The sequence below is a fragment of the Dolichospermum heterosporum TAC447 genome, assembly GCF_024584745.1.
Lineage (GTDB): Bacteria > Cyanobacteriota > Cyanobacteriia > Cyanobacteriales > Nostocaceae > Dolichospermum > Dolichospermum heterosporum.
Window position 1 is genome coordinate 3,177,729 of record NZ_CP099464.1, and the last position, 12,618, is coordinate 3,190,346.

The following is a 12,618-nucleotide window of genomic DNA, read 5'->3' on the forward strand; positions in this document are numbered from 1 at the left end:
TTTTAGGGATGAAAATAATTTTGCACACGTTCAAGACTCTTGTAGAGACGTTCCATGGAACGTCTCTACCTTCAAAAATCATACGCCAATTCAGCAACGCCTTATTTTGCTTAACTTAACATTAATCTAATCCCATAACTTGCCGATAATGAGGTGTTAATTTATCTACATTAACTGATTTAGGTTGTGTTTCCCAGTGACTTCGGTTAAATAATTCTTGTCGTAGTTCATCAATATTAATTGTAGTAATTTTTCCATTACTAATAATTTGCTTACCATTTACCCAAGCATTACTAACAACATTAACAGGACGACCTAAAACTAATAAACCAATAGGATCTGTGCGGGGAAGTAATGATAAATTATTGAGATCATATAAAACTAAATCAGCTTTTTTACCAACAGTAAGAGAACCAAGTTCCTCTTCTACATTTAAACCTTTTGCACCCCCTAAAGATGCCATTTTTACAGCTTGACGGGGTGTAATCCAGTATTGATAATCTGGTTCTGTAAGATTATGTAGAATCGAACCAATTTTAATAGCTTCTAACAAGTCTTGGGAGTCATTACTAGAAGCACCATCACAGCCAAAGGTCACATTAACCCCCGCTTGAATATATTTGATAATTGGGGCAATACCACTGCCTAAACGGAGGTTACTTAAAGGATTGTGGACGACTGTAGATTGTGTTTGGGCAAGAATATTAATATCAGATTCCTTCAACCATACACAATGTGCTAAAGTTGTGCAACTGTTCAAAAAACCAAGTCGTTGTAAATGGGCAACCGCAGTACAACCATACTTTTCTTTAGCCAGGGTTTCCTGGGCTTTGGTTTCTAATAAATGGGTATGACGGCAAAGATCATACTTATTACTTAATGAAATACATCCTGTAAATAAATCATCGCTGCATAATTGAATTCCCGTCGGGGCAACTAAAATATTAATTCCTACCTCTGGTTGATGAAATTGTTTTACCGCTGTTTCCATAATTGCTAAAGTTTCCCCAGAAGAACGAAAATAAGGTTCATGATTTGCCTGTGATTCTCCATTAGGTATGCCCATACTCAAAGATTCATCTTGAATTAGAGGGGCAATAAAAGCCCGGATACCTACCTCTTGATAAGCGCGAACTGCTGTAGCAATAGTTTCTAATTCTTCTCCAGGAATTAATACTAAATGATCTACTACACTTGTTCCCCCAGAAAGTAAAGTTTCTACTGCCGTTCCCAAAGCACTAAGATAAACTTGTTCTGTATTTAAAGGAGTAAAATCATATAAATGTGCTAACCATAATTCAAGAGGTAAAGGGGGAATTACTCCTCGTTGCCACATTTCCGAAGAATGGGTATGGGCATTAAAAAAACCAGGAAGCAGCAGTTTGTTCTCTCCATTAATTTCTGTGCCAATTATTTCTAAATTAGGGGTAATAGCGGTGATTCTACCATCTATAACCTGTACGTCTGTAGTTACGTAACTATCGGCAACGCTAATTAAAGTATTCTTAATTGTAAAGTTCATGATTTTAATCTTAATTAAGTAATTGATCTATTAGCCTAATTTTAAGCTACAACGTAAAAAACGATATCGAGAATTGGCATTTATGAATCTACCCACTCAGAAATTAGGATTTGCACCCAATAACTGGCAAGTAAATCAGACATTTGCAGATATTACTCGTCCTCAAAAGACTCCACGACCAGCCATTTTAGCCACAGAAACTAAAACTCTGCGTTGCGACTTATCCAAAGCTGCTATCATTGTCATTGATATGCAAAATGATTTTTGTCATCCTGATGGTTGGTTAGCACACATTGGTGTAGATGTTAACCCTGCCCGTCAACCGATTGCCCCCCTACAACAATTGTTACCACAACTGCGGCCTGCTGATATACCTATAATTTGGCTAAATTGGGGAAATCGTCCAGATTTACTAAATATCAGCGCTGGTTTATTGCACGTATACAACCCCACAGGGGCAGGAGTCGGATTAGGTGATCCCCTTCCCAGCAACGGTTCTCAGGTACTAATGCAGGGCAGTTGGGCTGCTGCTGTGGTGGAAGAACTAGAACAGCTACCAGAAGATATCCGGGTTGATAAGTATCGTATGAGTGGATTTTGGGATACACCGTTAGACAGTATTTTACGAAATTTGGGTATAACTACACTATTCTTTGCTGGTGTAAATGCTGATCAATGTGTTTTATCAACTTTGTGTGATGCCAATTTTTTAGGATATGACTGTATTTTAGTCAAAGATTGTACCGCGACAACTTCACCGGAATATTGTTGGTTAGCAACTTTATATAATGTCCAACAATGTTTCGGTTTTGTAACAGATTCTTCTGCAATTGTAACCGCAATTCATCATTAATTTAATGGTCGTAAAAATACCAATTACCCATTACCAATTACCCATTACCAATTACCCATTACCAATATGTACGATACTCGTTGTGTAATCCCCATTATTAAATCTCCCAAAGATTATCAAGCATATCGGATTAGTCCCTATGACTCTAACCGATTAGCAATTATCTTTGATTCTGCAAGTGCAAATACTTCTTTAACTTGTTGTATAGAAATCTTTGATGTCGCTGGAGAAACACCACCAAATCGGCATCAATGGGCTGTAGAAATGTTTTTTATCCTCAAAGGAGAAGGCATCGCAATTTGTGACGGGAAAACGGTAAATATCAAAGCTGGAGATAGTTTATTAGTACCACCAACAGGGACGCATTTAATTAAAAATACTGGTGAAAACCGTCTTTATGCCTTAACCATTATGGTTCCCAATGAGGATTTTTCGGAACTAATTCGTAGTGGTATTCCCGTAGAATTAGATGCTGAAGATATGACTATTCTGGGAAGATTAGATTCTTTGAAGTTTTTTTAGATTACAAAAAAAGGGACCAGGTAAGAAAATAGGCGTTGGATAATGGCGGTATGAGAGGTTGTTTGAAAAGTATTAGATGAAACTGATAATCTCCAGAAACCTAACCCCCCTTCCCTACCTTTTTCAAACATCCTCTGAAAATCAAAAATTCCCTTTCTCAAACTCTTACTCTTTGCGCTTCTGCGTCTCTGCGTGAGAAAAATTCATACTTTCATTCAGCAACGCCAGAAAATCAAAGTTTTTGCTGAGGTTATTTACACTCCTCAACTCTAATTCTTTTCCACAATACCACCGTTATCTATGGCACTATAAGTATCATTGTTGACTAAACCCAACCAAGGATCAGAACTGGGAGTTAAAAATAATTCAGCATAAACTTTTTCATTCAACTGATTAATATTTGATGTTTGATTTTCTGCTAAAAACCATTGATGAATTTGTCTGTGTAGCAGATATTCGTTTTTGACAGTATCTAAAGCCATGACGGTTTCAAAATTACGAATTACTCTGGATAAATTATTTTTATCTGTTGTATTTGGTAACTTTTTATCTTCAATTAAAGTTATACTATTTTTATCCAGTCTAGCATCGTTTTGATATAGCCTAGATAATTCATTCCAAGTTGCTTGGTTAAGAATTTCTGAAGAAGTTTCTGCTGGTTCTGGTTGAATAGAATTCAGAATTGGTCTTTCAACTACTGCTTTAGAAACTGCTAAGGAACTTGCTAATCTAGCACTAGGAAGTGATGTAGGATTATTTGTGCGAACTAACTGGGGTGGAGATTGAATACCCAATTTAGATAAATCTGTTCTCCATTGGTTTTGAATGTCGTCAAGACGGTGCAGATGGTATTGTTGTAATAATAAATTGTATTTTTCACCATTTTGGTTACTCAAAATTTTGGCGATTACTTCCCCTTGCTGGAGTTGTTTAAGAAAAGCTTTTGGTCCATAAAGTCCGGGAATGGCATCAATGGGACGACCAGAACTATCTAAAATGTAATGAATACTATTACCGGTGATTGTTCTTTCTAATTTGCGTCCGTCACCAAAATCAATTGTGACTTTGGGAACAGGACGAACACTTTGCCAATGCAAGATAAATTTGTCTCTTAATTCTTGGGAAATTTCGGTATTGGGATATAATGCTACTCTAAAAAACCGGCTGTTGGCACAACTAAGGTCTGTATCTAATCTCCCCAATAATCTTAAAGAAAGGATTGGTTTACCACTAAGTTTAGCAGCAGTTTTGGCTTGTTCTAAATCGGTATACCAATATAATTTGGAAGCATAACAATCTCGTTGTTGACACAATTGATCTAAAGCTGTTTTAATTTGTGGTTTTGGTGGAGATGTTAGGTTATTAATATGGAATTTGAGAAATGTTTGTAATCCTGTTTGTCCTTGTGTCCGTAATTTAGTAACTTCTTCAGATAGTTGAGATGTTTGTGATTCTGGGGTTTGAGTATAACCTGCTGGTGAAAAAACAAAACTAGCAAATATTAAAAGAAGTGGGATGTTAAAGTTATTCAATTTCATGTTTTTTGCTCTCTTTTTTATAATTGTGAAAAAAGATTTTGCCAATCAATTATAGTCGGTCTATTTCCTTGATTAACTATTTCAAAAACTTTATTCACAGAACTTTGATAAAATAAACTTTCTACACAAGTTGCAGCTACATCAATGCGGCTGGTATCACCAGAAACTGTGTCTCCTGTTCCGAAAATGATGTTTGATTTACCTCCACTTGTGGCTTTGAGTAAGGTATTGAGATCATAGGATGTATATGGTCCATCGGTTAAACGTCCGGGACGAATAATAGTATAAGGAATTCCCGAATTAATAATGGCTTGTTCTCCTTTTTCTTTAGCGTCAAGTACACCAAAAAGATTCAGAATATTAAACGGAAATTGATGTTTACGCAGAATTCCACAGGAAGAAACAAATACGAAGCGGTTGAGGTTTTTTGGTGCTGCTGATATAAGATTAATTACACCCTGTGTATCAACTTTAGTGGGGGTATTTTTGGCTTTATCTTCTAGGAATTGGGGATTAAATACGGTAATCCCTAATTCGATTATGTTGGGGGTTTGATTAAACTCCCATCTTGCAGAAGGGAAAGCGGTAGTTCCTGTACAACAAATAATGGCGGTAATGTTTGCCATTGCTGCTGTCAATGTGCTGGGTTTACAGATATCACCAATTGCAATTTCTACTTTGTTATTAAACATTTTTGCGGCTTTTTCGGCATCCCTGGTGAGAATACGAACTGGTAAGCCTTTTTCTAATAGTTTACTAACTACAAGTTGTCCAACTCCACCGGTAGAACCGACAACTAAGATGAGATTTTCACTAGTGTTCATAAATGGAAGACTTCTGGAATAGGGGATATTTAATCTACAATAATTTTGGTTTTACCTTTATGTCCATGAATTAATATAATTTGGGAGCATCCTTGAGTATACCAAGCTGTGGATTTAGGCGCTTTCAACCATTGCATAACTGCAATATTAGCAGAATTTTGACTAATATCTTGATGGAAAAGTTGAAAATAACATCCTATGGCAACTACACCAGTACCGCTGATACCTGTTACATCTTGATATCTTACCAGTTTAAAGCTTTGTAGGTGATAATTATCTCGTGAGTTTTCTCCAAATACTAATGTTCTCCCTCTTTGATTTTGCAGTTGTTGAAAGGATGCCAAAGATGGAAAGGTGATGTAACTGGAATGTGGTAAGATTCGGGCAATCGCTACCTGTCCATCTGGTAAAATAAAACCACCACCTATAATCTGCTGCAATGGTTTTGCTTCAGTTTCAATTAACCAAAATGTTTGCTGAGTTGGTTGCATAAGCATATTTTTATTTTATTTGTCTAGAGAAATTACCATTTCCGTAATCTAAAATAAGAAAATTATACGATATGAGTTAAAATTTTAGACAGTAATATCTACAGAGTAAAAATTTATGGTTATAAAAATTCGCCGCGCTACCAAAGCTATGAAGAAGTCACGGGGGAAGGAATTCTATCACGAACCAGGAACTCAACCAGGAACAATCATTGTTGATGAAAATGCTGAACAACCAATTATTTTTCTCATTGACTATAATCAAACTGAACTCATTCATAAACAAATAAGTTACCCTGAAGAATGTCTTAATTATTTGGATACAGAATCAGTTTCTTGGGTGGATGTTCAAGGTTTAGGTAGTAAAGATATTTTACAGCGTTTAGGTCAAACTTTTGATTTACATCCTCTAATTTTGGAAGATATTGTCAACATGGTAGAACGACCAAAAATTGAGGATTATGAAGAGCAATTAGTAATTATTGCCCACATGGTTGTACCTAATCATAATAATGGCAGTTTTTATAGTGAACAAGTAAGTTTAGTCTTAGGCAAATATTATGTTTTGACAGTCCAGGAAGAACCAGAACATGATTGTTTTGATGGGGTGAGAATGAGAATTAATAAGAATAAAGGTATTATTCGCAGACAAGGTAGTGATTACTTGGCTTATTCTTTATTAGACGCAATTATTGATGGATTTTTCCCAGTTTTAGAACTGTATGGGGAAAGAATTGATGATTTAGAAGAAGAAGTAATCGTCAATCCTAGTCAACAAACATTACAAAAAATATATCAAATTCGGCGAGAATTATTACAACTACGTCGCGCAATTTGGCCACAAAGAGATGCAATTAATTCTTTAATTAGAGATGGTAGTGAATTAATTAGTGATGATGTGAGAATATATCTGCGAGATTGTTATGATCATGCAGTCCAAGTGATGGATATAGTGGAAACTTATCGAGAATTAGTGGCTGGTTTAATGGATGTGTATTTATCGGCAATCAGTAATAAAATGAATGAAATTATGAAGTTGCTAACGGTGGTTTCTTCTATTTTTATTCCCTTAACTTTTATTGCTGGGGTATATGGGATGAATTTCAATACTGAAAAATCACCCCACAATATGCCAGAATTAAATTGGTATTGGGGCTATCCGCTATGTTTAGGAGCAATGGGGTTAATTGCTATTAGTCTAATATACTTTTTCTGGCGACGGGGTTGGCTGACTAATTCTGTTAATTTTAAAAAAGATATTCACCGCTAATGTCCATAAAATAGAGACGTTTTCTGCAACATCTCTAAGTTTCAAATGCAATTAAATAACAGGTGCGGCTGTAAACACAAACCACAGCAACAATGCTAAAACTAAAACACTAATTTTTACGAGCAGATACGTATAAGCATGAGGGATGAGCAAATTTTGGGTTGTCATATTCCACCTCCACCTAGCTAGTGCTTAACTAGTTGTTTTTTTTAACTCTATTTTCTTATGTTTCCATTGTCGCTTAAGAATGAATAAAAAGGATGCTTAGTCAAGTTTTATTAATATTTCTTATTTATTAGAACTTACGCAAGTGTCAGACTACATAAATCCTGCAAATACACAGATTATCGCTCAGTTTTCCAGACTTGATATTACTTATAACTTCTTCTAAATCCTCCTGATGGCGCAGCGTGGTGTTAGCCATACTCCCGAATCGGCGCAGTCCCTGCGCCCCTACCTCCTGATAGCGCAGCGTTAGCCATACTTCTAGCCCTCACAGACAACTTTTTCAGCAAACCCTACTTAGTAATTTTGAGAATGGTCTATTTTCTAACTTCACTAAATCAAAATTAAATGCGTCCTAGTAGTCTGTCAACCCGAAAATGACGGGTGAAGGCAAGCAGGGGGAGAAAAGAGGCAGGGGGGTAGGGGAGGTAGGGGAGGCAGGGGAGGGAAGACATTACCTATCAAAATAAATTTGACGAACTACTAGCTTATTCAGCCATTGACTTGATTCTTTTCTCCATTCACCAGGAAAAACATAACGTTTTATTAAGTTAAGTCAAGCAACCTTAAGACCTGTATAGATAGGTAGATCAAGAGGAATCTGAGGATGGTAAGCTAAATGGTGAAATATAAAAGTGACTTAGGACGAAGTGTTAAATGGGTGTTTCCTTAACGGCTCCTCTCCTCCTTCGGGCTGCTCGTGGTGAACAAGTAGATCGTCCCCCTGTATGGATGATGCGACAAGCGGGACGCTACATGAAAGCTTACCGGGATTTACGGGATAAATATCCTTCATTCCGCGATCGCTCAGAAATTCCCGAAGTGGCGATCGAAGTTTCCCTCCAACCCTGGAGAGCTTTCCAACCCGATGGAGTAATTTTGTTTTCCGATATTGTCACCCCCTTACCAGGAATGGGGATTGATATGGATATTGCGGAAGGAAAGGGACCGATTATTTATTCGCCCATACGCACTAAACAACAAGTTGATCAACTGCATTCCTTAGATCCAGAAACAGCACTGCCGTTTATCAAAACGATTTTGCAAGCATTACGGCAGGAAGTGGGTAATCAATCAACGGTGTTAGGCTTTGTCGGCGCACCTTGGACTTTAGCAGCTTATGCGGTGGAAGGTAAGGGTTCTAAAACCTATTCCATCATCAAAAACATGGCTTTCTCAGATCCGACAATTCTCCATCAGCTACTCACTAAATTAGCTGATTCTATCGCTGATTATGTCCGCTATCAAATTGATTGTGGCGCTCAAGTAGTACAGATGTTCGATTCTTGGGCAGGACAATTAAGCCCTCAAGATTATGATACCTTTGCTCTACCTTATCAAAAAATGGTGTTTCAGAAGGTAAAAGCCACTCATCCTGACACACCATTAATTTTGTTGGTAACAGGTAGTGCCGGACTTTTGGAAAGAATGCCTGCTTCTGGTGCAGATATCATTACTGTAGACTGGGCAGTAGATATGGCAGATGCCAGAGCTAGATTAGGTAAGCACGTCAAAGTACAGGGTAATCTTGATCCGGGTGTATTATTTGGTTCTAAGGAATTTATCCGCGATCGCGTTTTGGACACCGTTCGCAAAGCTGGTAACTGGGGACATATCCTCAATCTCGGTCATGGTGTCCTCCCCGAAACACCAGAAGAAAACGTCGCTTTCTTCTTTGAAACTGCCAAAAATCTCAACGCTTTGGTCTAGTTTTTCGGGTGGGTTTTTTGCCCACCTGATTTTTATTAACCGCAGATGAGGAAATAACGAACCACAGAGGCACAGAGGACACAGAGAGAAATTTCTGTTATTTTTGAATAGGTTAACAGTAACATCCTGTACATCCTTAAGTCCTGATTCTGACTAAATATTTTTCTGTAATCTTTAGATTTTACAGTCCACAAGTCTCGACGCGAGAGAACACACCAACCCACGGGGACAATGATACCCACCGACCACTAAGTGAGGGAGGCGACCTTCTGGTGCTTTTTTTATATTATAAGAAGAAACATCACTGTGGTATAAAAAACCTTGGTATATCTTCCCATTTATCCATCCTACCCTATCGGCAAAAGCATCCCAGATTTTATAATCAAACTCTTCTGTTCCACCCAAACCTTGATAAATCCGTTTCTGCACAGAAAAGCCAAATTTACCATTACTATATTTTACCCATAACCAGTCAATACTGCGGAGGTCTTCACAGGGAAAATTATCAATACTTTCATAATCTAAACTAATATACTTCAGCCAATTTTCCTCACTTTCAAAATCTGATTTTTTCACTTTTGCTACTGCTAACATTACTCGTTTTGTTTCCTCATCTGCTTCTTTCCATTTACCTTCTGCTAATAAGTAGGTGGACGTGAAATAACCAAAATGTGTAACGATATGTAAATTCACCTCGATGGGTTATTGTCGTTGCGTTTTAGCCATTTCAAAAAACGAAATATATTTTGATTTTCCTCCGCCCACCTACTTAGAATTAATGAATCTGCTAAATCTCGAAAGATGTGAACAGGTAATTTATTTTTCCACAGCCAGTGTTTTAAATAACGAAAACAAACCACTCAAAGAAGCCGGAGAAATCGGTACAGATTATATCCGTTCTAAATATGATTGTTTACATCAAATCGAAAAGTTAGCTATTTTTCCCAAAATTACGACGGTTTTTCCTACCTTAGTATTAGGTGGTGATGACAAAAAACCCTATTCTCATCTCACATCTGGTATTCCTGAAGTTACTAACCGGCACGCTGCGCTAACGTAGGGAAGGGGGGCAGGGGGGTTAGGTTTTTGGAGATTATCGGTTTCATTTAATACTTTTCAAACAACCTCTTAGAGAAGTCGGGGATCTTGTTTTTCATAACTAATTTACGATCGCTATATAGTCCAGGTGATTAAAAATTGCCTAGTACAGTGTATATTAATAATTGACAAAATAATTAAAGGAGAATTTACTCCATGAACAAATTATTAGATGAAACCCTATCTAATGAAATTGCCAAAACTATCAAAAGTAAAGCCAAAAAACCTTTTGATAATGCCTATAAAGCAGTTTTAATCACCGAAGGGGCAAAGTATATTCAAGGCTTTTTAGTATTTGCAGGTCAGCCCTATAAACCAGTGGAACATAGTTGGATTGAAGTTAATGATGTAATTATAGATCCGACACTTCCCCATTTACAGAAAAATCCCCAAGAACTGTATTATTTTCCCGCCCAAAACCTGAGTGCCAAAAAGCTCAAAGCCATTATTGAAGAATCCAAAGAAGATTATCCAGAAGATGATCCCTTACCTATTTATGGCGAAGCCCCCTATGATTATTATGGTGATGTCATGTTGGGTGGTCCAGAATATTTGACAGCTTATCAAGCAGCACAGGCAAAATGTCAAGAAATCAATGGCTTAAATTTTGAAAAAAATTAGTCCCCCAGGGCAGAATTTCACATTATTTTCCTCCTAAATTGTTATTTATGGGCATCTCTCCATCTCCAACTAAATCCAATTCCGAATACCGTCGTCGAGAAAATGACTGGCGGTTATTTTTACGCTTAGTTCCCTATGGTCGTCGTCATGGCAAACTATTAGCAGTATCCATGTTGATGCTTGTTCCTATTGCTGTTGCTAGTGCTATCAAACCCCTATTAGTAGGACAGGCAATTTCTTTAATTCGCAAAGAACCTAGCACATATCAATTTCTTCAAAATATGCCTTTATGGCAAGGCTTAAATATCCTGATTGGACTGTTGCTTATTGCAACTACCTTGCGCTTAGTATTAACAGGTATCCAAGGTTATTTAGTTCAGAAACTAGGGCAAAAAATTACGGCGGCTATTCGTGAGGATTTATTTACTCATGTGACATCTTTAGCTGTGCGGTTTTTTGATCAGACACCTGTAGGTAAATTGATTACTAGACTAACGAGTGATGTCGAAAGTTTAGGAGATGTTTTTTCCACTGGGGCTGTAGGCATTGTTTCTGATTTACTATCTATGGTAGTAATTGTAGGATTGATGTTCTCAATTCAATGGCAACTTGCTTCTTTGTTGATATTCATCCTCTTGCCAGTAAGTTGGTTGATAATTTATTTTCAACAGCAGTATCGAAGGGCTAATTATAAAACCAGGGAAGAACTTTCTACACTCAATTCTCAACTTCAAGAAAATATTGTCGGTATTAATATAGTTCAATTATTTCGCCGCGAAAAATTTAATGTTGAGTTATTTCGATCTGCTAACCAACGTTATGTTAAGGAGGTAGATATTAGCATTTGGTATGATTCCGCAGTTTCTGCAACCTTAGAATGGATTAGTTTAATTGCCGTTGCTGGGGTACTATGTTTAGGTGGTTGGTTATTATTAAATCAACAAATCTCTTTTGGGATTTTATCAGCATTTATTTTATATGCCCAACAATTTTTTGAACCATTGCGGAATTTTGCGGAAAAGTTTACGGTGATTCAATCTGGTTTTACGGCTATTGAACGGGTAGTTGATATTTTAGATGAACCTATCGAAATTAAAGATTACTCTCAGCCTCGAAGTTTAAATGTAGATTTTGAATTTGGCTATATTAATGAGATAGCTTCTAAGTTAGAATCTCAAGATTTTACACCCGTTCCGGCTTTGGGAGAAATTAAGTTTGAAAATGTTTCCTTTGCTTATAAAGATGATGATTACGTTATTAAGAATTTAGACTTTACCATTCACCCAGGGGAAAAGGTGGCTTTAGTCGGTCCAACTGGTGCCGGGAAAAGTTCGATTATTCGCCTGTTATGTCGTCTTTATGAACCAACCCAAGGGCGCATTCTGATTGATGGTGTGGATATCCGCGAGATTCCCCAGGTGGAACTAAGACGTTATATGACGGTGATTTTGCAAGAGGCGTTTTTATTCGCTGGTGATGTCAAAAGTAATATTACTTTGGGTGACAATTACAGTTTCGCAGAAATTCAACAAGCAGCAGAAAAAACAAATGTGGCGACGTTTATTAACCAATTACCTCAAGGTTATGATACTCAGTTACGAGAACGAGCAACTAATCTTTCTAGTGGACAAAAACAACTTTTAGCCTTTGCGAGGGCGGCTATTCGTAATCCGCAAATTTTGGTTTTAGATGAAGCTACAGCGAGTTTAGATGTGGGAACGGAGGCTTTAGTTCAAGAAGCTTTAAATCAGTTGTTAATACAACGAACTTCAATTATTATTGCTCACCGTCTCTCAACGATTCGGAATGTGGATAGAATTTTTGTGTTGAAACGGGGAGAATTAATTGAACAGGGAAGTCATGAGGAATTGTTACAACAACAGGGATTTTATGCCACTTTACACAATTTACAAATGTTAGGAGCTTAATCAAAGGTGTGCAGCATCT

General features: G+C 37.2%; 11 protein-coding genes and 1 pseudogene. 7 read left to right on the forward strand and 5 right to left on the reverse strand.

Going from position 1 to position 12,618, the window contains the following annotated elements; all coding sequences use genetic code 11:
- Positions 1-121: 121 nt before the first annotated feature.
- A complete protein-coding gene (locus tag NG743_RS14350) occupies positions 122-1,522 on the reverse strand; it encodes an amidohydrolase (RefSeq protein ID WP_257120311.1) in 1,401 nt (466 codons plus the stop codon).
- Positions 1,523-1,604: 82 nt separating this feature from the next.
- On the opposite strand from NG743_RS14350, the gene NG743_RS14355 reads away from it, so the two are divergent.
- Positions 1,605-2,375, forward strand: coding sequence for a cysteine hydrolase family protein (locus NG743_RS14355; protein ID WP_027403420.1), 771 nt, complete (start codon positions 1,605-1,607; stop codon positions 2,373-2,375).
- A gap of 66 nt (positions 2,376-2,441) precedes the next feature.
- Positions 2,442-2,897: a cupin domain-containing protein gene (locus NG743_RS14360; protein WP_027403421.1), complete on the forward strand. Its 456-nt coding sequence runs from the start codon at positions 2,442-2,444 to the stop codon at positions 2,895-2,897.
- Between the two features lie 269 nt (positions 2,898-3,166).
- Here NG743_RS14360 and NG743_RS14365 read toward each other — a convergent pair whose 3' ends face one another.
- From NG743_RS14365 to NG743_RS14375, 3 genes are read right to left on the reverse strand one after another with little or no spacing between them, the layout of a single operon-like run.
- The gene (locus NG743_RS14365) at positions 3,167-4,435 is read right to left on the reverse strand and encodes a thioredoxin family protein (RefSeq protein ID WP_257120312.1); all 1,269 of its coding nucleotides are present in this window, start codon (positions 4,433-4,435) and stop codon (positions 3,167-3,169) included.
- Between the two features lie 17 nt (positions 4,436-4,452).
- Positions 4,453-5,259, reverse strand: a complete 807-nt coding sequence (locus NG743_RS14370) for an SDR family oxidoreductase (protein ID WP_027403423.1) — start codon at positions 5,257-5,259, stop codon at positions 4,453-4,455.
- Between the two features lie 29 nt (positions 5,260-5,288).
- On the reverse strand, positions 5,289-5,756 hold the full coding sequence (locus tag NG743_RS14375; RefSeq protein ID WP_257120313.1) for a hypothetical protein: 468 nt from the start codon (positions 5,754-5,756) through the stop codon (positions 5,289-5,291).
- Between the two features lie 109 nt (positions 5,757-5,865).
- Here NG743_RS14375 and corA point away from each other — a divergent pair, with 109 nt between their 5' ends.
- Positions 5,866-7,017: a magnesium/cobalt transporter CorA gene (corA, locus tag NG743_RS14380; protein ID WP_027403425.1), complete on the forward strand. Its 1,152-nt coding sequence runs from the start codon at positions 5,866-5,868 to the stop codon at positions 7,015-7,017.
- Positions 7,018-7,899: 882 nt separating this feature from the next.
- The gene (gene hemE / locus NG743_RS14385; RefSeq protein ID WP_027403426.1) at positions 7,900-8,952 is read left to right on the forward strand and encodes a uroporphyrinogen decarboxylase; all 1,053 of its coding nucleotides are present in this window, start codon (positions 7,900-7,902) and stop codon (positions 8,950-8,952) included.
- Between the two features lie 174 nt (positions 8,953-9,126).
- Here the strand turns inward: hemE and NG743_RS14390 are convergent, their stop codons facing one another.
- A complete protein-coding gene (locus tag NG743_RS14390) occupies positions 9,127-9,645 on the reverse strand; it encodes a GUN4 domain-containing protein (RefSeq protein WP_051424382.1) in 519 nt (172 codons plus the stop codon).
- Between the two features lie 73 nt (positions 9,646-9,718).
- Here NG743_RS14390 and NG743_RS14395 point away from each other — a divergent pair.
- From NG743_RS14395 to NG743_RS14405, 3 genes and pseudogenes are all read left to right on the forward strand, one after another.
- Positions 9,719-9,988, forward strand: a pseudogene (locus tag NG743_RS14395) (NAD-dependent epimerase/dehydratase family protein); the annotation flags it as partial.
- Between the two features lie 218 nt (positions 9,989-10,206).
- Entirely contained in the window at positions 10,207-10,671 is a 465-nt protein-coding gene (locus NG743_RS14400; RefSeq protein WP_027403428.1) for a hypothetical protein, read from the forward strand.
- Between the two features lie 47 nt (positions 10,672-10,718).
- Complete coding sequence (locus NG743_RS14405) at positions 10,719-12,599, forward strand: ABC transporter ATP-binding protein (protein ID WP_257120314.1); 1,881 nt, start codon at positions 10,719-10,721, stop codon at positions 12,597-12,599.
- Positions 12,600-12,618 lie beyond the last annotated feature (19 nt).

What these genes read in the sequence shown, in the direction of transcription:
- NG743_RS14350 (WP_257120311.1), bottom strand. Translation starts at nt 1,522, where the DNA reads ATGAACTTTACAATTAAGAATACTTTAATTAGCGTTGCCGATAGTTAC.
- NG743_RS14355 (WP_027403420.1), top strand. Translation starts at nt 1,605, where the DNA reads ATGAATCTACCCACTCAGAAATTAGGATTTGCACCCAATAACTGGCAA.
- NG743_RS14360 (WP_027403421.1), top strand. Translation starts at nt 2,442, where the DNA reads ATGTACGATACTCGTTGTGTAATCCCCATTATTAAATCTCCCAAAGAT.
- NG743_RS14365 (WP_257120312.1), bottom strand. Translation starts at nt 4,435, where the DNA reads ATGAAATTGAATAACTTTAACATCCCACTTCTTTTAATATTTGCTAGT.
- NG743_RS14370 (WP_027403423.1), bottom strand. Translation starts at nt 5,259, where the DNA reads ATGAACACTAGTGAAAATCTCATCTTAGTTGTCGGTTCTACCGGTGGA.
- NG743_RS14375 (WP_257120313.1), bottom strand. Translation starts at nt 5,756, where the DNA reads ATGCTTATGCAACCAACTCAGCAAACATTTTGGTTAATTGAAACTGAA.
- corA (WP_027403425.1), top strand. Translation starts at nt 5,866, where the DNA reads ATGGTTATAAAAATTCGCCGCGCTACCAAAGCTATGAAGAAGTCACGG.
- hemE (WP_027403426.1), top strand. Translation starts at nt 7,900, where the DNA reads ATGGGTGTTTCCTTAACGGCTCCTCTCCTCCTTCGGGCTGCTCGTGGT.
- NG743_RS14400 (WP_027403428.1), top strand. Translation starts at nt 10,207, where the DNA reads ATGAACAAATTATTAGATGAAACCCTATCTAATGAAATTGCCAAAACT.
- NG743_RS14405 (WP_257120314.1), top strand. Translation starts at nt 10,719, where the DNA reads ATGGGCATCTCTCCATCTCCAACTAAATCCAATTCCGAATACCGTCGT.